Genomic DNA, 20,717 nt, shown 5'->3' with positions numbered 1-20,717 from the left:
GACCCTCGCCCTCGTGGCAAGGTTCGCGCTGCATGGCGTGCAGGCCGCGCACATGAAGGCGGCCATGCCCGTGGCGGCGCTGCAGGGGCCGATGCCGGACGGCTGCGACGGCTGCGACGAGGCAGGGAAAGCCTCCGGGGCCAACTCGCTGCTGTGCGCCGGTTTCATCGCCGTCGCCCTGCGGCGGCCGGCCCCCGGATCACCGGGCCCTCGGTCGCGTTTGCGCTAGCGGATGTCGACGGCCGGAGCCTGCACGGACCGCCCGATAGCGCCTCTGGCGACGGCCCCTGGCCGGCCCGGGATCGGGCGGCCCCTACAGCATTCCAGAACGAAACCGATGTCGTTTCACCCTGACCCGGCCGATGGCCGGCTGTCCTCGGCGCGCACCCACGCACGCGACCATTCCCTCCCCGGTCCGACGCCTGACCCAAGCCATCGGGCGAGGGGCCGAGCGAAGCCCCATCACGACCTACCCCTTCCTGACCGGTCCCCGTTGCCATCGCACATGCGGGCAGCTGTAACCATCGGGCCCTGCCTCGCGAACTCAGTTACGAGCGCGTGATGATTGCGAGTGAGACTGAGCTCAGGAGCCTGATGAGGGCCAGCCTGGACGGCGACGCGGCCGCGTACCGGGCGGTTCTCGACCGGCTGAGCCTGTATCTGCGCGCCTATTATCGCGGAAAGCTCCACCGCGCTGGACGAAGTCCGTCCGAGGCCGAAGACCTCGTGCAGGACACGCTGATAGCGATCCATACGCGGCGACATACCTACGACGTAGATCAGCCGTTCACCCCTTGGGCGCAGGCCATCGCCCGCTACAAGCTGATCGACCACCTGCGCCGTACGCGCACTGCGATGTCCAATGTGCCCATCGAGGATGCGGGCGACCTTGAGGCACAGGACGACCATGCCGGCGTGGAGAGCACGTATGACCTGGATCGACTCCTGGCCAAGCTGCCCGAGAAGATGCGGCGCGCGATTCGCTTCGTGAAGCTCGATGGCTTGAGCGTCGCTGAGGCCGCCAGCCGGACCGGCATGTCGGAATCCGCCATCAAGGTCAGCGTCCACCGGGGTCTCAAGGCCCTGGCGTCCGCGATCAGCCAAGGAAGGGGACGATGAGAACGAACGAGCTGATCGAGATGCTCAGCACGAACATCGAGCCGACCGACCACGGCCGGCTCAAGCGCGGCCTCGGCCTCGCCGCGGCGCTCGGCACGGGGGCGGCGCTCTGCGTCGCGCTCCTGTCGCTCGGGGTCAGGCCGGACCTCCACAATCACGGGGTGCTCGGCTTCCTGTTCCTGAAGGTCGCCTTCGGTGCCGGTATCGTCGTCTTAGCCGGGTGGCTGCTGACGAAGGTCGCACGCCCGGGCGGCGAGACCAGAGCTCGACCCTGGGTCGCCGCGACGCCGTTCCTCGGGGTCATGCTGCTGGCCGCGTTCAGCCTGGCTTCGGCGCCGAGCTCGCACTGGGACAGGATGCTTGTCGGCCACATGTGGCTGGAGTGCCTCGTGTCGATCCCGATCATCGGCGTGCTACCCTTCGCCGTCCTGGTCTGGGCCGTCCGCCGATTTGCCGCGCCGACCGACCTTGTCCGGACGGGCGCGCTCGTCGGGATGGCCGCTGGCGGGATCAGCGCGATCGGGTATGCCCTGAATTGCATGGACGACTCGGTCCCGTTTGTGGCGCTCTGGTACGGCGGCACCATTGCGTTCTGCACCCTCGCCGGCGCCCTGCTCGGGCCCCGTCTCCTGCGGTGGTGACCTAGGGGAATATCAAGGTTTGTGCGCTAAACCGCGTTTTACGGGATGGAAGAAAAGCCATGACCTGAAGGATCCCCTTACTCTAGCGCCAGCCAAACCGCTCTCCACTAATTTGATGTAAGTCCAGTCGCCCGGGTCGCAGGGCGACCGGGCCTTCGCTTGCGATCGAGGGCGACGCGATGGCGATGACTCTCGACGTTCATCTCAAAGATCGTGGCGTGATGCACCAGGCGATCGACGCTGGCTGATGCCGTTCTCGACCGGCTGGTCCACGACGCTCATCGCATCGAGCCGGCCGGCGAGAGCCTGCGCAAGTGCAAGGCTGCCGAGCCCGCCGCTTGACCCGTTGACTCAACCTCGTGATCTTCCCCTCTGATCCTTGGGAGCACGCCGTCACCGGACGCCTTCAGATCGGACCACCCGGCCGGCTTCGTCGGAATATGCAGACTGCGCGAGTGGGCCCATATCGTTTACAAATGAAGGCCGTTGGTATTATTCCAAGCATAATCACATTTAGGAGAACTATACACTCAAATCCGTAAGCCCGATCTTGCGAACTACACAGATGCTCTATGGCATGGAGGCAATCAAATCCCATCCGTCAGGGACATGGCCGAAGCTCCTGTCGGAAGCGGGCTTTATGGGCGTGCGCCGCTATTGGAACATCCCAGCTGGATCGGCCGAATGGCTCTGGTCCACGGTCGGAAGCAGTGAGATCATGCAGTTGAGCGGGTGAATATTTTAAAAACTACATCGTGCGCGCTCAATGATCTTGGAAGATAGACTCTATTTTCCATCTGGTTTTCTCTTGATGACAAGCTGACTCATATCACGCACTAGACTGCTGCATTCGTCGCGCCAGTTCATCCGTTCGCCATTCCAGAAAGACTCGTCCAGATTTGTGAAAAAATAACAAGCGATCATCAGGAGTTTTTTATACTCAACGTCAACATACGATCAAATGCTTTCGTGATTGCCACATTCAGAGAATGGGCTCGGCTGATCTCAGCGGCCTTGAGCATTTCCTGCTCAAGACTGACGGAGCTCGAGGTCGAAAGTCTGTCCCAGGCATCGGAAGCCTTGATCTTCGTTGTACTAAATGATGGGTCTGCTGCGTTTAAGTGGCCGCTTGCTGTCGTCGACAGGCTAGCCGTCGCCGTACGGGCCATGATTTCGGCGAAAGGGATAATGTCACGCGCTTTGTAATCCTGTGTGTTTGCGTTCGCGACATTGCCGGCGATCATGGACTGACGGACCGCAAGGTAGTGAGCCTGCTGCGACACAAGATCAAAGAGATAGACGCCTGTCACTTCAAACTCCAATCCGCATTTGAGGCAATTCAAGGTCTATCAGTGCAGCCTTGTCCGAAGCTGACGAAGCTTGTTATGTATCAGCCCCGAAGTAGGGTAATTACACAATGAGCTATGCGGGAGAATGGGTGACGCGGTTTGGGTGAAGGCGGCCTATCGAGGCGGGTGTCGAGCCCGCCAGACCCTCTCGTTGAGAGCGATACGCCATGGACAGCCCTACCAACATCGTCCGGCTTCGTCAGCCTGAAGAGATCGACGACCCCCTGACCGAAGTGCTGCGGTCGGGTGCCCGCCGCCTGCTCGCCCAGGCGGTCAAGCTCGAGGCCGAGGCCTTCCTCACCGCCCTGCAGCATCTGCGGCTGCCGGACGGGTGTGCCCGTCTGGTGCGTCACGGGCACGGCCCCGAGCGCGCGATCCAGACCGGCATCGGTCTGGTGCCGGTGGCGCGGGTGCGCATCCGTGACCGCGGCGCGACCAGCCCCGGGGAGCGGATCCGCTTCTCCTCGAGCCTCCTGCCGAAGTGGGCTCGGCGCAGCCGCAGCCTGGATGCCTTGCTGCCAGTCCTCTACCTGCGCGGGATCTCGACCGGCGACTTCCAGGAGGCGCTCGCCGCCCTCCTGGGCAAGGACACCCCGAACCTGTCGCCGGCGGTCGTGACGCGGCTGACCGCGACGTGGGCCGACGAGTACGCCCGCTGGCAGTCCCGCGATCTCTCGGCGCGCCGCTACGTCTACGTCTGGGCCGACGGGGTCTACCTGCAGGCCCGGATGGAGGAGCAGGCCGAATGCATGCTGGTCCTGATCGGCGCCACGCCGGAAGGTAGGAAGGAACTGGTCGGCTTCCAGGTTGGGGTGCGCGAGAGTGCGCAGAGTTGGCGGGAACTGCTGGTCGATGTGAAGCGGCGCGGGTTGTCGGTGGCGCCAACGCTGGCTGTGGGAGACGGGGCTCTGGGCTTCTGGAAGGCGCTGGACGAGGTCTTTCCCGGCACACGTCACCAGCGCTGCTGGCAGCACAAGACGGCCAACGTCCTCAACAAGGTCCCGAAGTCTGTGCAATCGGCGATGAAGGCGGATCTGCGTGAGATCACCGGCGCGTCGACGCGGGCGGAAGCCGAGGTGGCGATGGACGTGTTCGTGGAGAAGTACGGAGTGAAGTATGCCCGTGCGAGCGAATGCCTGACGAAGGACAAAGAAGCGCTGCTGGCGTTCTACGACATGCCGGCGGAGCATTAGGACCATCTGCGAGCGACGAACCCAATCGAGAGTGTGTTCGCGACGGTCCGGCACCGCACGGTGCGCACGAAGGGGGCACTCTCGCCGACGACTGCCAAGCTGATGGTGTTCAAGCTGGTGATGGCCGCCGCCAAGACTTGGCGGCGGCTGACGGGCGAGAACCAGTTGCCGAAAGTGGTGGCCGGCGTCATCTTCCGGGACGGGACCGAGGTCACCGCGAGCCCAGATCACCGCGCCGCCTGACCAGCCTCGTCACACAAATCCCCGCATAGCTCATGCACGATCAAGGGACACCAGTTCAGGATGATCTCGATCATGCCTGTTCGTCGCAGGGCCAAGCTGACCCTGGATTCTGTCGGGATCTGGTCATGCGAAAGGGACGAACCAGGCCCGTCCCTCGCACGTCCGCAACTTATACCTGAATGGGGTTCAGGCGGAGCGCAGGAGCTTACATACCGCCGTGGTTCATGCCGCGCATGTTGCCCATCCGTCCTCCATGGCGCATGCCGCGCATCGAGCCGTGCTTCATGCCGCGCATGTTGCTCATTCGACCGCCATGGCGCATGCCGCTCATCCGGCCGTGACCCATCTCGTCACGAACCTGGATCAGCGGACCATCCGGGACTGCTGCAGCGGTCGAGACTGGCAGGGGTGCGGCCTGGGCCGGTCCGAAGGTCAGGAGGACCGCGAAAACGGCGGCCGGGGTGAAGCGGTGCATGGGGTTGCTCCTGAAAAGGCAGAGTGATTGGCCGGTCCGCGATCAGCGTGGCCGGACTGAGGTCGGAGGGCTGCGCGGGTTAGTGGCGCTCCCCGTCATGGCCGCCCTCGTGGGTGGTGTGGGTCGTCTCATGGTGCGCCTCGCCGTGGTCGCCCTCGTGCGTGGTATGGGTTGTCTCGTGGTGCGCCTCGCCGTGCTGCTCGTCTGCAACGAGATGGCGCTCGATTGGCGTGGAATGCGCGCCGGGTTCGGCATGCAGTCCGATCCCGCCCGGGCCGACCTCGACATGCTGGGCATACGCACCGGCGGGACTGAGGGCGAGAGCGGCGCCCATGAGCATGGTCGCGAGCAGTGATCTAGGCATACATAAACTCCTTAGGCATATCGGTGCTCTGGAACGTGCGAGCCTAAGAAAAAGATCCTTCAGGTAGCTTGAGAAGCCCATAGGCCGCCAGCGGGAGGCCCGGACGGCTCAGAAGCCATCATCGTAGCCGTAGCCGTAGGGATAGGTGGCCGCAGAGAGAGTTCCGAGAGCCAAGCCGCCGATGAGGCCTGCTGCGAGGCCGCCGCCGTAGTGGCCGTGGTGACCTCGATAACCGCCGTAGTAGCCGGCGTGGCCACCATGGAATCCATAGCTGCCGTAGTACCCGCCATGAATGCCGTAAACCGGCGCACCTTGATCCATGACTCTATCAACCGGCTATATATCATGCTGGTCGACAGAGTTTGCTGGAAAGGGCCTTAGGCTGCCTTGCGGGGCCGGCCTAATCCGCTGCTCTTAGCCAGTTCCGAGCGCTGAGCAGCGTAGTTCGCCGCCACCATGGGGTAGTCGTGCGACAGACCCCACTTGCGCCGGTACTCCCCGGGGGTGAGCCCGCGGGTCGAGAGGTGGCGCTTCAGCGACTTATACGGCTTCCCATCCTCCAGGCTGATCAGGTAGTCCGGGGTCACCGTCTTCTTGATCGGCACTGGCGGGGTCAGCTTCTCCGCCTCGGCTGAAGCCGGCTGCCCCAAGTTCGTCAGCGAGGTGTGGACTGACGCGATCAGGTTGGGCAGCTCCGCGACCGGAACAGAGTTCTTGGACACGTAGGCCGACACGATGTCGGCGGCGAGCCCCACGAGAGTGCCCAAGGGACCTTGCTCTTGTTGCGACACGGAAAGCTTCCCTACTTCATGACTCGGACCAGGACCGAGCAACGTCAGCATATCGAGCATCGCGCCAAGCCGCACAACCCTAGACCAGGGCACGCCTACCTGATCCAGAGGATCACGACGTCCTCAAGGGCGAAATACACGCCGACCACGGCGATCAGGAAACCCGCCATGATCGGGAGCACACCCGAAAGCGACAGCGTGCGTCGGGCACGCTGTCGCGGCCATGGGTTCGTTGGATCCGACTTCACTTAGCCGAGCTGGCCTCGGCCTTTTTCGGTCGGCCGCGGCGTGCCGACTTCGCGTCCGCGGGTGCGGCGACGACTGGATCGGGGACGGCCCGCTTCTCAGCCGCCTTCTTGGCCGCGGCCCGATCACGCCGGAGCTGGCCGAGGCCGAGGCTCTTGGCGAGTTCGGAGCGCTGGGCGGCGTAGGTGGCCGCCACCATCGGGTAGTCGCGCGGCAGACCGTATTTCTGGCGGTACTCGTTGGGGGTCAGGCCGTTCGAGGTCAGGTGCCGCTTGAGTGACTTGTACGGCTTGCCGTCGATGAAGCTGATGATCGCGTCCGGGGTGACGGACTTACGGATCTGAGCCGGCGTGAGCTTGTGACCCTCGACCGGCGTTGCGGCGGGTTGGCCGAGGCTGCTCAGCGAGGCGTACACCGAGGCGATCAGGTTCGGGAGTTCGGCGACCGGAACGTTGTTCTTGCTCACATAGGTCGACACGATATCAGCCGCGAGGTCGATGAACTCAGGCTGTTGGGCTTGGGTCTCGTCCGACACGTCAATTCTTTCTGCTACGAGGATCCATCCAGATCCGCACGTGGAGAATTTTATGGAGGATCACCAGCGTCGAGCAAATCCCTGCCGCTGACTGATCCCAAGCTATTTGAGGAGCAACCAGGTTCATCAGCAATTTGTCGCACCAAGTCACCGACCTGCAGAGCAGTATTTTCGGCCGTGACCCGCGTGGATCTCACATTCACGCATCGCCGACGGCCTACAAGATCCCCCAAGCTCGATAGCGACCCCGCCCGGTGAGCTCGCGCAGGCCGAGTTCGGCCACGAGGGTCTGGGCGGCGCGCGGCGTCACGCCGAGCTCGTCGGCGATGGTGGTGGTGGAGACCAGCGGGCGGGCGAGCACGAGATCGATGAGCCTTGGCAGGCTGGAGTTCGCCCGCCTCCCCCTCACCTTCGCCTGGAGGACCTGGCGCGCGAGCATCCAGCGGTCGTGATCCCTCATGCCCTGTTCGGCACCCGCGGTGACGGCACCCAGGAACGTCAACCACCGGGAGGACGGATCGCGCGTGAGCCAGCGATCGCGCGGCACGGAGCTATGCGGGGATTTGGGTGACGAGGTCGGTCAGGCGGCGCGGTGATCTGGGCTCGCGGTGACCTCGGTCCCGTCCCGGAAGATGACGCCGGCCACCACTTTCGGCAACTGGTTCTCGCCCGTCAGCCGCCGCCAGGTCTTCGCCGCGGCCATCACGAGCTTGAATACCATCAGCTTGGCGGTCGTCGGCGAGAGTGCCCCCTTCGTGCGCACCGTTCGATGCCGGACCGTCGCAAACACGCTCTCGATCGGGTTCGTCGTTCGCAGGTGGTCCCAGTGCTCCGCCGGCAGGTCGTAGAACGACAGCAGAGCTTCCTTGTCCTTCGTCAGGCATTCGGTTGCACGGGCATACTTCACCCCGTACTTCTCCACAAACACATCCATCGCCACCTCGGCTTCCGCTCGCGTGGACGCACCGGAGATCTCGCGTAGATCAGCCTTCATTGCCGATTGCAGCGACTTCGGGACCTTGTTGAGGACGTTGGCCGTCTTGTGTTGCCAGCAGCGCTGGTGACGCGTGCCGGGAAAGATCTCGTCCAGCGCCTTCCAGAAGCCCAGAGCCCCGTCACCCACAGCCAGCGTCGGTGCCACCGACAACCCGCGCCGCTTCACGTCGACCAGCAGTTCCCGCCAGCTCTGCGCGCTCTCGCGCACCCCAACCTGGAAGCCGACCAGTTCCTTCCTGCCCTCGGGCGTGGCGCCAATCAGGACCAGCATGCACTCGGCCTGCTCCTCCATCCGGGCTTGCAGGTAGACCCCGTCAGCCCAGACGTAGACGTACCGGCGCGCCGAGAGATCGCGTGCCTGCCAGCGCGTGTACTCGTCGGCCCACGTCGCGGTCAGCCGCGTCACGACCGCCGGCGACAGGTTCGGGGCGTTCTTGCCCAGGAGGGCGGCGAGCGCCTCCTGAAAGTCGCCGGTCGAGATCCCGCGCAGGTACAGGACTGGCAGCAATGCATCCAGGCTGCGGCTGCGCCGCGCCCACCGCGGCAGGAGGGCCGAGGAGAACCGGATCCGCTCCTCGGGGCTGGTCGCGCCGCGATCACGGATGCGGACCCGCGCCACCGGCACCGGGCCGATGCCGGTCTGGATCGCGCGCTCGGGGCCGTGCCCATGACGGACCAGACGGGCGCGCCCATCCGGCAGCCGCAGATCCTGCATGGCGCTCAGGAAGGCCTCGGCCTCGAGCTCAACCGCTTGGGCGAGCAGGCGGCGGGCACCCGACCGCAGCACTTCGGTCAGGGGATCGTCGATCTCTCCAGGCTGACGAAGCCGCACGATGTTGGTAGGGCTGTCCATGGCGTATCGCTCTCAACGAGAGGTTCTGGCAGGCTCGACACCCGCCTCGATACGCCGCCTTCACCCAAACCGCGTCACCCATTCTCCCGCATAGCTCCGCGGCACGCGGCGCAGGGCGCTGGCGAGAACGGGTAGGTGGTGTCGGGCCTTGTCGCGGGCGCGCAAGAGGTCGGCGGCGAGCAGCGACCCGAGCCAGGCGCGATGCTGGAGCGGCTCGAGGTCCGCCCAGGCGTCATAGGCGATGGTGGCGGCGAGGACCGGCGGCAGGATGCGGGTGTCGGCGACGGCGTGGCGCCAGGCGGCGAGGCGGTCGGTCGCGCCCCAGGCCGGATCGTAGACGAGGGGCGATTTCTCCCTCACCGGGCCAGCGTCGGCGAGGAGGCGGCGGGAGCGGGCGATCAGGGCGTCGATGTCGGCGAGCGCGGCGGAAAACGCATCATCGACGTCCGCGAGATCCCCCTCCCCGTCTGCGCCGTCGATCGGCGGCGTGGCTGGCACCGGGACCGCGTCCTGATCACCTGTCCCATCTGGATCCTCGGACAGGGCGGCAAGGCCGGTGGGGCTGATGGCCCATCCGGGCTCGGCAGCGGCAATACGGCGACGGGTACGCAGGACGGCGTGGGCGCGGGTGAGCTCTTGCGAGGGGGCGTGTCGGTCGCGGCCGGCGTCGTGGAGGACGAGGTCTTCGAGGAGCACGAGGTCACCCTGGAGGGCGAGGCTGGCGCAGCCGTCGGCGAAGTCTGTGCGGGTGCACCAGCCGTGGCGGATGGGGCTGGTGGCGAGGAGTTGGTCGAGGCGGGCGAGGGCATCCTCGGCAGCGGCGAGCGGCGCGGCGAGGGCGTCCCAGGGGAGCGGCTCGGGCAGGCGGTAAACCATTGTCGCCGTTGTATCGATTGACCATCACGGAAGCGAGCGGATATTTCGCTTCGCGCACCTGTATGAGGATACAGCTGGCATTCTGACCATTGATAATGTCCCCTTATCGATGGCTATGGACGCGTGGCCGGAAATCGGCTTGAATGCGCTCTCGCCGCTCTTCTCACGCCCGTTCGCCATGTCTGATCCCACCCCTGCCCTCCTCCCGGATCCGACTCTCGCCCGGGAGCGCGACCTTGATGCCCTCGCCGGCCTCCTGCCGTTCGACGCCCGGGAGCGCCTGGCCGTCCTCCTCACCGACGAGGATGCCGCCACCCTCAAGGGGCCTGTCGCAAACGCGAACCGACCCTCGTTTACGGGTCGGTAACCATACCTGCCCAGCCTGCCGCCTCCGCCTCGGAGCCGGCCCATGATCCTGAACGCTCTCGCCCTTAAGCTGAAGCGGCAAGCCCGTGGCGACTTCCGGGGCCGGCACTTCGAGGCCACCCTGATCGTCCAGGCCGTCTCCTGGTACCTGCGCTATGCCCTGAGCTACCGTGACATCGAGGAGATGCTCCTGGAGAGGGGCATGGAGGTGGATCACTCCACCATCAATCGCTGGGTGCTATCCTACGCGCCTGCCATCGAGCGGCGCCTGCGGCGGTTCCGCAAGCCGCATTGCGGGTCCGTGCGCGTCGACGAGACCTACATCAAGGTGCGGGGCCAGTGGCGCTACCTCTACCGGGCCATCGACAAGCATGGCGAGGCGATCGACTTCCTGCTCACGGCCAACCGCGACCTCGATGCCGCGAAGCGCTTCTTCCGCAAGATGCTACAGGACCAGCCGCTTCTCGCGCCCGATCGGATCGGCACCGACGGAGCCGGCCCGTACCCACCCGCCATCGCCGAGAGCCGCAAGGCGGGTCTGCTGCCGCGCACACCGACCCACTACGTCACCAAGCACCTGCAACAAGGGATCGAGAGCGACCATTTCCGAGTGAAGCGGGCGATGCCGCGGGTGGGCGGCTTCCGCTCGTTCGCCACGGCCCGGCGCACGATCCGGGGTTTCGAGGCCATGCTGTGGCTGCGCAAGGGCTTTGGGTTCGCGGGCGCGTGGAGCGTGCGGGAGCAGAACCAGCTGCTTGCCACCTGCTTCGGACTTCCCGTCGCGAACAAAGCGTGAAAGCGGGGGCGGTCAATCCCTTCTGCGGCCTGAAACCGAGTTTGCGACACGCCCCAGCGTTCTACACCGATACGCATGAGATCACTTCAGAGTGTACCCGTAGCCTTGAGAAAAAACATATCATTTTATACAATCTTCGCAACATATATTATATAATATCGCTCATTATCGTATTGATCAGGTGTTCTTTTGTGAGATCTGTCATGTCAAATCAGATTAATTCAAAACAAGATGAACTCAAGCGTCTCAAAGAATTTGCCACTGCGGGCGTATCACATTTTATACGCACACAATTTGATAAACTTAATAACAATCCTCCAGAATATCAAGTTGCCGCAAACCATGATTCTGACCAAAGTCAAGCGGACAGCAATATGTACAATGCATTTAGGCAACGAACCGTTCAACTAAATATCGACCGCATTGACCGCATTGACGTAGAAGAGAGAAATGTCCGCTTTCGCCTCGCAGTGGAACAGAGCACTTTTGGGCGCAATCATGCTGCCGAATTTGCTCGACTTTTACAGAATCACAATAGCGTATTCAACGAAATGCTCAATTCTGAATGGCGGTCTCAATATCAAAAGCAGCGCACAACCATAAATAATGTCAACATAGTATAGATGAACCCCCAATCAATCTATAAGTATTATATAACCCGATCAAAAATGGATCGCTCGGGCTAACGCTCGGGCGAGACATCCCTAGCTCGGGCCTCACGGGCGAATGCAGGATTTGTGGGTGCCCGCTCCAATTCCGGCTGTACTCTCTGAGGATGGTGCCGCCAAGCCAGAAGCCGGGGGAACAGCTCTCCGCGCCACGGCATCAGGTCGATCCGGCGCAAGGCGTGCGCCAGCGCTTTCGCCGCCGCGATGGCCCGCCCGACCCTGAGCCCGATCTCCGGCTCTCGCAGGTCGATCACCCCGGTGCGCACGAACGCGAGGCGGTCGGCCACGTAGTCGGACACATTCGCCTTCTCCCGGTAGCGTCCAGCCTCCGCGAACAGCCGCTCAAGCAGCATCGACTCCGTTGGGGCGAGCCGCGCATCCGCCTGTCGCTGTCGGCACAGCGCGTCGAGGCGATCCCGCTCCACCACCACCTGGGCCTCTTGCCGATGGCGTGTCAGACCTACGTACGTCTCACGGGCGTCGGCGGAGCTGCCCACGTACAGGACCGCCGCGGCGCTGGTCCGACCTTGGGCCGCGTGCGCCGTGCCGGCCAGCGCGGGCGTGATCCGCGGGGGCCGACGCGAACCGAACCGTGGCGCGCGGGCCAGCTGTTCCCAAACCTCCTCCAGGATCCGCCCGTCCTCGAGTTTCAGGCGCAGTCGCACCTGACCGTCGGCCGCCACCATCACTCCCCGCACCTCTGCCCGGTTGCCATTGCGCACCCCAAGCTCAGGCAGCGTCTCGCCGAACCGCAACCGGTCGCCCACTGCCAGCGGCAGCACCACCCGCCGGTCCTCACGGTCGAGCGCGCTCACCTCGACCAGATCGGGCCCGAGCCGCCCCTCGGCCCGCAGCACCTCCCGCGCAAGTCGGTTCAGTGCCGCGGCATCACGGTTGCGCCGGGTCACGATCAGCACGTCCTCGCCGTGCCGCGCGCGCATCTCGCGCCACAGCGCGATCACCCGCACTTGCGCCGCCTCAGCTCCAGAGACCAGCTCGACGCAGCCTCGTCCCGCGTAGGCGCGTAGTCCCGCTTCGGTCTCACCTTGCGCCATCAGCTCCGAGGCGGCCCGCTGCCAGGGCACCTGCTGGCGGCGCACTTGACCCAGCACGGCCTGACGACCGCATACCTCCGCCACAGCCCGCAGCGCGCTCGCCCCCGCCACCGATGCGAGCTGGCGGCGATCGCCCAACAACACCACCTTCGCGCCCGCAGCGTGCGCCGCACTCAGCACGGCCTCGAGGTCGCGCGTCCCGACCATCCCGGCTTCGTCAATCAGAACCAGGGTGTCGGCTCCGAGGGCGGCGCCACGGCTCGCCGCGGCTGCCGGGCCGCCGCTCTGATCGTAGCGCCAACGGGCGATGGCTTTTGCTGGAATACCGGTGCTGCGCGCGAGTTCATCGGCCGCGACCCAGGACGGCGCCAGCCCGACCACACGCAGTCCAGCGATCCTGGCCGCCTCCACCAGAACGCGAGCCGTGGTAGTCTTACCCGTACCCGCACCCGCTTCGATCAGCGACACCCCGTCCATACCAGCCGCCAAGCGCACCGCCTCGGCCTGCTCGGGCGCGAGCTGGGGAGCTTGTTCGAGGGCCGCAGCGATCGTCTCAGGGCTGATCCATCTCCGTTCCCGTGGCCGCTCGGAAGCGCGCAGCAGGGCCGCCTCGCAGGCCGCGATGCCAGGCGTGGTCCAGCACGCCCCCTGGCTGGGCTCGAGCGCGGCCGAGGACAGGTGCACCAGCGTGCCTTCGTGCTCGAGTCGCGCGAGTTCAGCCTCGACGACTCCGATGCCGAGCCCGTGCAGGCTTGCTTCCTCGAGGCTGGCCTGCAGCAATGCCGCCCGGGTGATCACGTTTTCGTGCCACAGCAGTCTCGAGGCGGCTCGAGCGACCGGCGTGGCGCCCGAGATCTCGGGCAGATCAAACGCGAGATCGTGCTCCGGCTCGGTCTGCTGCGCGAGCTCGGGATCCCGGGTTGCCTCACGGGCACTTCGCCAGAGATCCGTTCCGAGCTCCGCCAGCTCGCGTTGCCAACGCGCCTCGAGCTCAGGCCCGCTCGGCAAGAGGTCCTTGGCTCGCCGCGTGGCCAGGGCCGCAACCTCGCGCTGAGCGCTCGTCGCCCCGGAGCCGACACGCTCCCGGATCTGGGCGGAGCGCTTCGAGAACGCCTCCAGCACCCTCTCGTCGACCCCTGCCACCTCCCATTGTCCGTTGCCGGCCGGACGGAAGTGCCAGCCGAATTGGGCATGCAGCTGCTCGGCCAGGGCCGCCCGGTAGGCGGCGCCCACGCCACGCTGCTGCTCGAACAGCCGAGCGGGATCGGTCGTGAGGTGGCGCAACGACTTGTAGCGACCGCTGCTCTCCCCTGGATTGCCAGCGACATTCAACAACACGCAGTGCGTGTGTAGATTAGGATCGCCCTCGCGGGTGGTGTAGTGGTCGAAAGTCGCCGCGATCAGATCGGCGGGACGGCGGTGCTCGCGCCCGCCGGCCCCGGTGCGGACTTCAATCAGGCCCTCGCGCTCGACGAACCCCAGGGCAGCGTCGACCGCCGCCCGGTGCGCCTGCTCGATCAAGGCGCGCTGATCGGCATCTCCCGCCGCCCAGAGCACGCTCACGGACTTTCCAGCCGTCATCGTGCAATCGGTTCCGGCATGGTGACCGGCACCAGCCCCGCGCACCAGAGGACGGCCGGTGCCTGGATCGAGACCGGCACAGAGATCGCGGAATGAGGCGCCGATGATCGCCGCGCCATGGCGCACGACGCTCCCGCCGCTCGACCACCACACCCCGCTGCCCTCGGCCTGGTAGTAGGCCTCGCGTCGGTCAGGCCGGGCCTCGTCCTGAGCCTGGGTCAGATAATAGGCTGCTGCCTCGGGCCCGGGCCGCAGGCGCTGCAGCGAGGCGGTCACGAGATCCCGGCCGCATCACGGTCGGGCCGGTAGCGGCACAGGGCACCGGGTTCGACGGCCTCGGCCGCCGCTTCGATCTCGCCGACGGTCTGGGCGAGCTGCAGCAGAGCGGCGTCGACCTGCTCCATGCGCTCGAGCACCACGCGGTGACGCAGGGCGACCTCGAGATGCTGGGCGATGCAATCGAGGATGATATTCTCGGGCGTCCAGCCGCGCTGAGCGGCTTCCTTCCGGAGCGAGGCGGCGAGAGCGGCTGGGAGGGTGAGCGAGAGGGTGACGTCGGTTGTCATGCGGCGGTGGATCCGGCACGAGGGGCGCGGGTAGTCCTGGCACGGCCACGAGAGCGCCGGCGAGGCGGATCAGGGCCGAGGGTTAACGGATCGACACTTCAGTGCGTGAGGTGTGATCCTCTCTCCTGGTGGTCCTCTCCTGGGCTTCCTCTGGTCCTCATGTAGGCCTCTATGGTCCTTACCGGTCCCTTGTGGCCATACGGCGAATACCGCCCATCCCCTCAAGCCGGCCTTCAATCCTTGCCTGCTAGGACGGCCACCATGCCGCCCTTCGACCTCTCCCGCCTGCGCCGCGACCTCAAGCGCCGCTCCGCCGAGCGGGCCGAGGCGGCAGGCCGGCGCGGCCATGGCAGCATGGCGCTCGTGCGCGAGCACCTCGATACCTTCGAGCAGCTCCATCGCGATGGCGCCAGCTGGGTCGACATCGCCGCCGCGCTGGCCGCCCAAGGTGTGATGCAAGGTTTCGGCGCCTCCTTGCGGCCGATCACCGGCAAGCGTCTCACCGCTCTCGTCGCCAGCGTGCGCCGTGAGCGCGTCCGCCGGGCGGCCGCGGATCGGGTGAGGGCTCAGCGTTCCGACCTCGACCGTGCAAGGCATCCTGCGGGCGAGGCTCCAGATCCTGTGCCCTCTTCTGCCGTGCAGCCGCTCGCTCTCTCCTCAGACCTCGCCGCTCCCCACGATCCCGACGGGCCCGATCCCCTGCCGTCGGCCGAGGACATGCGCCTCAAGGCGCTGGCCGCCGTCCAGAAGCTTCTCAGGAAAGACCCCGCATGAGCCGCATCCTCTTCGTCGCGCAGGATACCAGCGCGATCGGCAAGTCGACCGTCACCCGCGCTCTGGCCGAATGCGTGCCGGACGTGCCCGTCTACGAGATCGAGTCGAGCCGCCACCTCGTCGAGCTCGGTGAGCGGGTGCGCCACTTCCAGATCCGCACCGAGCGCAAGCGCCTCGACGAGACCGGCGGCGAGGCCGCCATCGCCGAGTACGACCCGGCCCTCAACAAGCTGCTCACCGAGCCATTGCCGGCCATTGTCGACATCGGTGCCAACGGCGGTGTCGCCTTCCTGGAGGCGCTCGGCCAGATGGCCGGCGCGTTCACCCGTCGCGGCAAGGCCCTGGGGCTGGTCGTCGTGGTGGCGCACAAGGACGAAGCCTACGCCACCGCCCGGGCGGTGGTCGCGGCGGGAAAAGGCTGGATCAAGGACCGCTTCCTGGTGGTCAACCACGTGCACGGCGAGCCGGAGGCCGGCGAGATCAAGGACCTCACCAAGAGCGCTGGAGCGGTCACGAGCCTGGCGAAGTTCACCTTCGCGACCCGTGCCCTGCCGATCACGCGCCCGCTCGGGCTCGCGCTGATCCCCCAACTCGACGAAGAGGCTCTGGCCAAGCAACTGGCTCTGCCGGGCGCGGAACCGGACGTGGCGATGGCGCTGCGTACCCGGGCGCAGCTCGATGCCTTCCGGCTCGCGGCGATGCGCGCCGTGGAGCCCGCCGCTCGGTGGCTGATCGAGGCCAAGACCGAGGCCAAGACCGAGGCGAAGTCCGATGCCAAGTCGGCGTGACACGCTCGATCGTCGTTTGAGCGAGGCGAAGGCGGCCGCCGATCAGTCCAAAGACCGGGTGCGCCAGGCAAGCGCCGAGCGGCTGACGCGGGCGCTCGCTGCACCGACACCCCACGAGCAGCTGGCGGCCCTTGACGATCCGATCCTATCGCGAGCGGATCGCCGGCGCTTGCGTGAGAAGGTCGGGGTGTCGCTGGCGCCTCCAGCCCGGTCGACGTCCGAACTGAAACGGGACCTGGCCGCGCGGCTTCGCCTTCGCCTGGCACGGTGGCGTCCTAACCCGTTCCACCTCGTCGTCTCGGGTTTGGCCGCCAGCGCGCTCCTCGGGACCATCGGGCTCGCCTGGTCGCATACGGGCCGGGGCGTCGTTGTCACCCGGGCCTGCGGTCCCGTTCAGCTCGTCATGCCCGACGCCAGTAGCCGCTCCCTCGTCCTTCAAGCTGGCACGCAGGCCGTCCTGCGCGGGCGGGAGGGCGCGACGGTTCGGATCGCGCTCTGGGCCCCTCGGGCCGGCTACGCCACGGCCCTCGTCCCGCAGGATTGCCTCGCGCTCCGGTGAGGGGCGCCAGTGCTCTCTCGAGGGCAGCTCCGGTCAGGATTTCCCGACCGGAGCGATGCCGGTCAGCAGGCCGGCAAAGCGCGGGTCATCGAACGCCCGGGTCTTGTACAGCCGCACCGGGTGGCGCGTGTAGCGCCGGCCATTGGCGAACACAACGAGAGCGTCCGCCGCCAGGATGTCTTGCCCAGTCTCGTCCTCGAGTGACACGCCTTGCAGGCCCTGCGAGGTCGAGCCCCGATCCTCGACGCCGTGGGTCTGGCTGGTCGAAGGCAGCCGGGCGGTGTAGCGCCCGAGCATGCGTGAGAACCGCTCGCGCTCCTCCACCGACACCGCCGGCAGGTCCGAGACGGTCACGATCTCGGCGGTGTCGGTCATCGTGTGAGCGCCGGCCTCACCGTAGGTGTCGATGATCTGCTGGCGGCTCTGCCAGAAGGTCCACAGGCTGATGCCGTGCCCGGGCAGCTCGCCGGCCGCCCGCACGATCGCCTCGAAGCGCCCGAGTTGGGCAGCCTCGTCGATGAAGCACAGGATGCGACGGCGCTGCGGGTCCGGGCGGCGGCGGGCGACCGTGAATAGATCGGCTAATAGCCAACGCAAGAAGCCTGCGATCAGGTCGGTGGCTTCCGAGGGCACCACGATGAACAGGTCGGTGTCGCCTCCAAGCAGTTCCTCGAGCGCGAAGGTCGGCTGGCCGGTCAAGCGCTGCATGCGCTCGTCGAGGAGCCAGTCGAAGGCCTGCTCGGCGGTCGAGATCACATCCTCCTTGCTCTTGGCCTCGCTGGCGACGAAAGCCCGCACGGCCCGCGTTGCGAGATCGTTGGCGTTGCCCAGGGCGGCTGCGAGCGCGGGCAGGTCCTTCAGGTACCCGGCGGCGGCGAGCGGGGTGCGCTGATCCGAGCGCAGGGCGGCGAGCACGGCGCCGAGGAAGAGGACGGCGGCGCGGTTGCGGAAGAACTGGCTGCTCTCGCTCGCGCCTGCGGACCCTGGCAGCAGCAGGCGGGCGAGGTGCTGGAGGTAGAGCAGGTCGTTGGCGGGTTGAGTTGCGAGCGGGTTCCACCGGTCGCTACCCCCGACGATGTTGAAGGGATCGAGGCATCGCACGGTACGGCCGAGGCGCCGGCGCCGGTTGGCGACGGCACGGTAGATCTCGCCCTTGGGGTCGATGACGACGGCCGGCCCGTCCCAGACACCGAGGTCCGGGGGCATGGCGAGGTTGGGGATGATGAGGCCCGAGGTCTTGCCGGTGCGCGGCGGGGCGATGGAGAGGAGGTTGCCTTCGACTTGGACCCGAACAGGTTGGTTGGTGATCGGATCGAGGCCGAGCTCGAGGCCGCGAGCCATCGCGGCGCGCTCGGCGGCATTGGCGAAGCGGGCACTGCCCAGGACGGTGCGGGGATCGCGCAATCCTGGTCGCGGGGCACTCAGGATGAAGAAGCCGCCGCCGACGACCACGCCAGCTGCGAGGATCGCCATAGCAGCGACGCCACCATCGGCAAAGGCCCGGTGCTCGCCACGGACCATGTCGACGTAGACGCCGATGCAGGGAAGGATCTCTTTGTGCTGCAGGTTCTCGAACCACCCCTGAGGAAGAAGCAGGGCGTCATGCCAACTGGTCGGGTCGAACCCGTGTTGAACGACGAAGGCGAGCGGGTAGTAGACGGCGAGGCAGGCAATGGTCAGTACGAACACGATGATGCCGCGCCAGAAGCTATCGATCTGGTTCACGGCTGTGCGCCCGTCTTGGTCAAGCGATCCTCTTCCGGAAGCCGGACGATGAGATCATCGGCATCGACATTCCACATGCGTATGAGAAGGGGTACGACAGCGGGAAGTGGAAAGTCGACCACCAGCTGAGCACGCCCTTGCAACGCGTACGTAACGGCATTGTAAATCAAATTGTGCAATCTATTATCGATATTATTTTTTATGATGTGCGGAAGACGATTCATGCGCGTCGCAATCTCCTGATCATACGATCAGTCTCATGGCGGGTACTCAATTTTTGCAAGCTGCTTACGTAAAAATTGATTGAATGCGTGTTTGCGTGGTGATCGACGTGCGAGCATGAAAATCAATCGGTTTTAGCACGATCGATCTCGGGCGCCAGGCGAAGGTAACGGTGAGGTCCCCGGTCGCAGCGAACCGAAGGCGTGATGTGATTAGGCAGAGCTTAACCCTGGAGCGTGATAGGCTTCTGGGCCATGTTGGCCCGGTAGATCGGGGAGCAGAAATGCCGATCCGGCCGGAGCACCGCTTCTTCTACCCAATCGACTGGCCCCAGCTCTCGGACGCAATCCGCTTCCGCCGGGCGCGGGGCTGGTGCGAGGAATGCGCACGCCCGCACCTACAGCGGGTCTTTCACCTCGGCGATGGACGCTGGTGGGATGACGAGATCTCGGGTTGGCGCGACGGTCGGGGTCGTCGGCTCCGGCATCGGCTGCGCGAGGAAAACCTGCTCGCTCGGATCCGGGTCACGAAGGTGGTGCTGGCGGCGGCCCACCGCGACCACGACACCGCCAACAATCAGGACACCAACCTGGCAGCGTTCTGCCAGCGCTGCCATATGCTGCACGACCGCGACGAGCATCAGCGCCGGCGCTGGCGCACCCTGTTCCAGAGAAAGGCTATGGGCGACCTGTTCCAGGGACCGTACCCGGTAACCTTGCGTCATTCCTCCATGCCCCTGGGTCATTGATGAAGGTAGGGTGCAGGCGCCGCGGCCGCGTCAGGGCGCGACCAACCTTCAAGATGGCCTGCCTACCGGTCATGCCATTAGGCACGCGCACGCCTCTGCGACGAGGACCGCTCGCCTAACATCCCATGGGATGTTATTGTTGTGGGATGTTGCGGGTCGTCCTGGATACCTCCGTGATTGCCTCGGCGTTTCGAAGCCAAGCGGGCGCGGGCTTCGTGATCCTCCGAGCGGTTCGCTTTCGGCGCGTCGTCTCACTCGCCACGACGAGTTTGCTCCTCGAGTATGAGGAGGTACTCAAGCGCCCGGGACAGCGCGAGGTGTCAGGACTGAGTTTGGCCGACGTCGACCGGATACTGGGCGCTCTTGCAGGAGTGATCGAGCCGGTGGACGTTCACCTGCGCTGGCGTCCGCAGCTGCGCGACACCGATGACGAACTGGTGCTCGAGGCCGCCATCAACGGCCGGGCTGATGCGCTCGTGACCTACAACGTTCGTGATTTTGTGTCGGCTGCGCCGCGCTTCGGTGTGCGGGTACTGCGGCCGGCAGAGCTGCTGCAGGAGTTAGCATCATGAGCAAGGCTACCTATCCGCTCAAACTTCCCACCTCGATCAAACGGGCCGCGGCACGACTGGCCAAGGAGGACGGCGTGAGTCTGAACCAGTGGATTGCGACGGCGGTGGCCCAGAAAGTCGGAGCCGTCGAGACAGCGGCCGAGTTCTTCAAGCAGCGGGCAGAGGGCCATTCGCTCGACGAACTCGACGCCTTCCTGTCCCGTGTGCCCAACCGCCCGCCGGAGTCGGGCGATGAGTTGCCGGAGGGATGGAAGCCCGGGTCGATCGACGGACACTGAGTAGCCAAGGGATCGACAGGCGCATCGCCGGAGCGGCTTGGCGCGTGACGCTGAGGTGCTTGGCTGGCGTGGATGCTGACATGCCGAGTACCGGAAGCACGTTCTCGCGCCTGATCTCGCTGAGGTGGACGGAAGGACGGTCGGGATCCCGGGACACTCAGAGGCCATGGTCCTCTTCCCGATCGACCTTGGTGCTTCCCTGGCCATCGCATGAGCCATTCAGGGTCGCCCCAACCTTACTCGCGCCGAGCAGGCGATAGATGTAGCGGCGCGCAATCGAACTGTGGCGGAGGCGCAATCGAGGGCGTTTTCCGGCGCACGATCGGTGAGACTGGAGA

Annotated in this window: 23 protein-coding genes and 2 pseudogenes; 13 read left to right on the top strand and 12 right to left on the bottom strand. The window is 65.7% G+C overall.

Translation table 11 applies throughout. The features are described 5' to 3' along the window. Positions 1-561: 561 nt before the first annotated feature. The 3 genes and pseudogenes from EU555_RS29130 to EU555_RS37285 all read left to right on the top strand — a co-directional run. The gene (locus EU555_RS29130; RefSeq protein WP_091891468.1) at positions 562-1,119 is read left to right on the top strand and encodes a sigma-70 family RNA polymerase sigma factor; all 558 of its coding nucleotides are present in this window, start codon (positions 562-564) and stop codon (positions 1,117-1,119) included. Further along, entirely contained in the window at positions 1,116-1,760 is a 645-nt protein-coding gene (locus EU555_RS29125; protein WP_091891465.1) for an NrsF family protein, read from the top strand. Before EU555_RS29130 ends, EU555_RS29125 begins: the two co-directional genes overlap by 4 nt. A gap of 237 nt (positions 1,761-1,997) precedes the next feature. Further along, positions 1,998-2,102, top strand: a pseudogene (locus tag EU555_RS37285) (ATP-binding protein); the annotation flags it as partial. 581 nt (positions 2,103-2,683) lie between these two features. Here EU555_RS37285 and flgB read toward each other — a convergent pair. Continuing rightward, complete coding sequence (gene flgB, locus EU555_RS29115; protein WP_135418874.1) at positions 2,684-3,070, bottom strand: flagellar basal body rod protein FlgB; 387 nt, start codon at positions 3,068-3,070, stop codon at positions 2,684-2,686. A 206-nt stretch (positions 3,071-3,276) separates the two neighbouring features. Between flgB and EU555_RS29110 the strand changes: the two are divergent. After that, positions 3,277-4,545, top strand: a pseudogene (locus tag EU555_RS29110) (IS256 family transposase). Between the two features lie 205 nt (positions 4,546-4,750). Here the strand turns inward: EU555_RS29110 and EU555_RS36690 are convergent. Beyond that, entirely contained in the window at positions 4,751-5,020 is a 270-nt protein-coding gene (locus EU555_RS36690; RefSeq protein WP_091890636.1) for a hypothetical protein, read from the bottom strand. A gap of 97 nt (positions 5,021-5,117) precedes the next feature. Between EU555_RS36690 and EU555_RS29100 the strand changes: the two genes are divergently transcribed. Then, positions 5,118-5,375: a hypothetical protein gene (locus EU555_RS29100; protein ID WP_123834576.1), complete on the top strand. Its 258-nt coding sequence runs from the start codon at positions 5,118-5,120 to the stop codon at positions 5,373-5,375. A 117-nt stretch (positions 5,376-5,492) separates the two neighbouring features. On the opposite strand, the gene EU555_RS29095 is transcribed toward EU555_RS29100, so the two are convergent. The 6 genes from EU555_RS29095 to EU555_RS29070 all read right to left on the bottom strand — a co-directional run bounded on the left by EU555_RS29095 (position 5,493) and on the right by EU555_RS29070 (position 9,681). Further along, positions 5,493-5,705: a hypothetical protein gene (locus EU555_RS29095; RefSeq protein ID WP_205821019.1), complete on the bottom strand. Its 213-nt coding sequence runs from the start codon at positions 5,703-5,705 to the stop codon at positions 5,493-5,495. Positions 5,706-5,761: 56 nt separating this feature from the next. Then, positions 5,762-6,226 carry a Ros/MucR family transcriptional regulator gene (locus tag EU555_RS29090; protein ID WP_091890654.1) on the bottom strand — a complete coding sequence of 155 codons (465 nt, stop codon included), beginning with the start codon at positions 6,224-6,226 and terminating at the stop codon, positions 5,762-5,764. Between the two features lie 193 nt (positions 6,227-6,419). After that, on the bottom strand, positions 6,420-6,956 hold the full coding sequence (locus tag EU555_RS29085) for a Ros/MucR family transcriptional regulator (protein ID WP_135418873.1): 537 nt from the start codon (positions 6,954-6,956) through the stop codon (positions 6,420-6,422). Between the two features lie 217 nt (positions 6,957-7,173). Continuing rightward, positions 7,174-7,503: a helix-turn-helix domain-containing protein gene (locus EU555_RS29080; protein WP_135418872.1), complete on the bottom strand. Its 330-nt coding sequence runs from the start codon at positions 7,501-7,503 to the stop codon at positions 7,174-7,176. Between the two features lie 33 nt (positions 7,504-7,536). After that, positions 7,537-8,805, bottom strand: coding sequence for an IS256 family transposase (locus tag EU555_RS29075; RefSeq protein WP_135418871.1), 1,269 nt, complete (start codon positions 8,803-8,805; stop codon positions 7,537-7,539). 60 nt (positions 8,806-8,865) lie between these two features. Continuing rightward, positions 8,866-9,681 (bottom strand): RHE_PE00001 family protein, encoded by an 816-nt coding sequence (locus EU555_RS29070; RefSeq protein ID WP_135418870.1) that lies wholly within the window; start codon positions 9,679-9,681, stop codon positions 8,866-8,868. A gap of 409 nt (positions 9,682-10,090) precedes the next feature. On the opposite strand from EU555_RS29070, the gene EU555_RS29060 reads away from it, so the two are divergent. Both EU555_RS29060 and EU555_RS29055 read left to right on the top strand, forming a co-directional pair. After that, positions 10,091-10,843: an IS6 family transposase gene (locus EU555_RS29060; protein ID WP_091890552.1), complete on the top strand. Its 753-nt coding sequence runs from the start codon at positions 10,091-10,093 to the stop codon at positions 10,841-10,843. A gap of 203 nt (positions 10,844-11,046) precedes the next feature. Continuing rightward, positions 11,047-11,466: a hypothetical protein gene (locus EU555_RS29055; protein WP_135418869.1), complete on the top strand. Its 420-nt coding sequence runs from the start codon at positions 11,047-11,049 to the stop codon at positions 11,464-11,466. Between the two features lie 59 nt (positions 11,467-11,525). On the opposite strand, the gene mobF is transcribed toward EU555_RS29055, so the two are convergent. Together mobF and EU555_RS36405 are read right to left on the bottom strand one after the other, a co-directional pair. After that, a complete protein-coding gene (mobF, locus tag EU555_RS29050; RefSeq protein ID WP_135418868.1) occupies positions 11,526-14,423 on the bottom strand; it encodes a MobF family relaxase in 2,898 nt (965 codons plus the stop codon). Then, positions 14,420-14,713, bottom strand: a complete 294-nt coding sequence (locus tag EU555_RS36405) for a hypothetical protein (protein WP_167858697.1) — start codon at positions 14,711-14,713, stop codon at positions 14,420-14,422. The genes mobF and EU555_RS36405 overlap by 4 nt, the downstream gene beginning before the upstream one ends. A gap of 261 nt (positions 14,714-14,974) precedes the next feature. On the opposite strand from EU555_RS36405, the gene EU555_RS29045 reads away from it, so the two are divergent. Genes EU555_RS29045 through EU555_RS29035 form a run of 3 tightly spaced genes read left to right on the top strand, consistent with a single transcriptional unit; the run spans position 14,975 to position 16,834 of the window. Then, the gene (locus EU555_RS29045; protein WP_135418867.1) at positions 14,975-15,487 is read left to right on the top strand and encodes a hypothetical protein; all 513 of its coding nucleotides are present in this window, start codon (positions 14,975-14,977) and stop codon (positions 15,485-15,487) included. Continuing rightward, on the top strand, positions 15,484-16,275 hold the full coding sequence (locus EU555_RS29040) for a chromosome partitioning protein (protein ID WP_135418866.1): 792 nt from the start codon (positions 15,484-15,486) through the stop codon (positions 16,273-16,275). The genes EU555_RS29045 and EU555_RS29040 overlap by 4 nt, the downstream gene beginning before the upstream one ends. Before the next feature lie 16 nt (positions 16,276-16,291). Then, a complete protein-coding gene (locus tag EU555_RS29035; RefSeq protein ID WP_135418865.1) occupies positions 16,292-16,834 on the top strand; it encodes a hypothetical protein in 543 nt (180 codons plus the stop codon). A 33-nt stretch (positions 16,835-16,867) separates the two neighbouring features. Here EU555_RS29035 and EU555_RS29030 read toward each other — a convergent pair whose 3' ends face one another. Both EU555_RS29030 and EU555_RS29025 read right to left on the bottom strand, forming a co-directional pair. After that, complete coding sequence (locus tag EU555_RS29030) at positions 16,868-18,559, bottom strand: type IV secretory system conjugative DNA transfer family protein (protein ID WP_135418864.1); 1,692 nt, start codon at positions 18,557-18,559, stop codon at positions 16,868-16,870. After that, the gene (locus tag EU555_RS29025; RefSeq protein ID WP_135418863.1) at positions 18,556-18,783 is read right to left on the bottom strand and encodes a hypothetical protein; all 228 of its coding nucleotides are present in this window, start codon (positions 18,781-18,783) and stop codon (positions 18,556-18,558) included. Before EU555_RS29025 ends, EU555_RS29030 begins: the two co-directional genes overlap by 4 nt. 281 nt (positions 18,784-19,064) lie before the next feature. Here EU555_RS29025 and EU555_RS29020 point away from each other — a divergent pair, with 281 nt between their 5' ends. From EU555_RS29020 to EU555_RS29010, 3 genes are all read left to right on the top strand, one after another. Continuing rightward, complete coding sequence (locus tag EU555_RS29020) at positions 19,065-19,529, top strand: hypothetical protein (protein WP_135418862.1); 465 nt, start codon at positions 19,065-19,067, stop codon at positions 19,527-19,529. Between the two features lie 146 nt (positions 19,530-19,675). Next, entirely contained in the window at positions 19,676-20,101 is a 426-nt protein-coding gene (locus EU555_RS29015) for a putative toxin-antitoxin system toxin component, PIN family (protein WP_135418861.1), read from the top strand. Continuing rightward, entirely contained in the window at positions 20,098-20,379 is a 282-nt protein-coding gene (locus tag EU555_RS29010; protein ID WP_135418860.1) for a toxin-antitoxin system HicB family antitoxin, read from the top strand. Before EU555_RS29015 ends, EU555_RS29010 begins: the two co-directional genes overlap by 4 nt. Positions 20,380-20,717: the final 338 nt, after the last annotated feature.

This window comes from Methylobacterium nonmethylotrophicum (assembly GCF_004745635.1).
Taxonomy (GTDB): Bacteria; Pseudomonadota; Alphaproteobacteria; order Rhizobiales; family Beijerinckiaceae; genus Methylobacterium; species Methylobacterium nonmethylotrophicum.
The sequence above is the reverse complement of the archived record's forward strand: the minus strand, read 5'-3'. Positions and strand labels throughout refer to the sequence as shown.

Bases quoted from the DNA above. Each gene is read 5' to 3' on its own strand.
- EU555_RS29095 (WP_205821019.1), bottom strand. From the start codon at position 5,705: ATGGATCAAGGTGCGCCGGTTTACGGCATTCATGGCGGGTACTACGGC.
- EU555_RS29040 (WP_135418866.1), top strand. From the start codon at position 15,484: ATGAGCCGCATCCTCTTCGTCGCGCAGGATACCAGCGCGATCGGCAAG.
- EU555_RS29090 (WP_091890654.1), bottom strand. From the start codon at position 6,226: ATGCTGACGTTGCTCGGTCCTGGTCCGAGTCATGAAGTAGGGAAGCTT.
- EU555_RS29060 (WP_091890552.1), top strand. From the start codon at position 10,091: ATGATCCTGAACGCTCTCGCCCTTAAGCTGAAGCGGCAAGCCCGTGGC.
- EU555_RS29025 (WP_135418863.1), bottom strand. From the start codon at position 18,783: ATGAATCGTCTTCCGCACATCATAAAAAATAATATCGATAATAGATTG.
- EU555_RS36690 (WP_091890636.1), bottom strand. From the start codon at position 5,020: ATGCACCGCTTCACCCCGGCCGCCGTTTTCGCGGTCCTCCTGACCTTC.
- EU555_RS29055 (WP_135418869.1), top strand. From the start codon at position 11,047: ATGTCAAATCAGATTAATTCAAAACAAGATGAACTCAAGCGTCTCAAA.
- EU555_RS29075 (WP_135418871.1), bottom strand. From the start codon at position 8,805: ATGGACAGCCCTACCAACATCGTGCGGCTTCGTCAGCCTGGAGAGATC.
- EU555_RS29015 (WP_135418861.1), top strand. From the start codon at position 19,676: ATGTTGCGGGTCGTCCTGGATACCTCCGTGATTGCCTCGGCGTTTCGA.
- EU555_RS29100 (WP_123834576.1), top strand. From the start codon at position 5,118: ATGGCCGCCCTCGTGGGTGGTGTGGGTCGTCTCATGGTGCGCCTCGCC.
- EU555_RS29045 (WP_135418867.1), top strand. From the start codon at position 14,975: ATGCCGCCCTTCGACCTCTCCCGCCTGCGCCGCGACCTCAAGCGCCGC.
- EU555_RS29010 (WP_135418860.1), top strand. From the start codon at position 20,098: ATGAGCAAGGCTACCTATCCGCTCAAACTTCCCACCTCGATCAAACGG.
- EU555_RS29130 (WP_091891468.1), top strand. From the start codon at position 562: ATGATTGCGAGTGAGACTGAGCTCAGGAGCCTGATGAGGGCCAGCCTG.
- EU555_RS36405 (WP_167858697.1), bottom strand. From the start codon at position 14,713: ATGACAACCGACGTCACCCTCTCGCTCACCCTCCCAGCCGCTCTCGCC.
- EU555_RS29125 (WP_091891465.1), top strand. From the start codon at position 1,116: ATGAGAACGAACGAGCTGATCGAGATGCTCAGCACGAACATCGAGCCG.
- EU555_RS29070 (WP_135418870.1), bottom strand. From the start codon at position 9,681: ATGGTTTACCGCCTGCCCGAGCCGCTCCCCTGGGACGCCCTCGCCGCG.
- EU555_RS29020 (WP_135418862.1), top strand. From the start codon at position 19,065: ATGCCGATCCGGCCGGAGCACCGCTTCTTCTACCCAATCGACTGGCCC.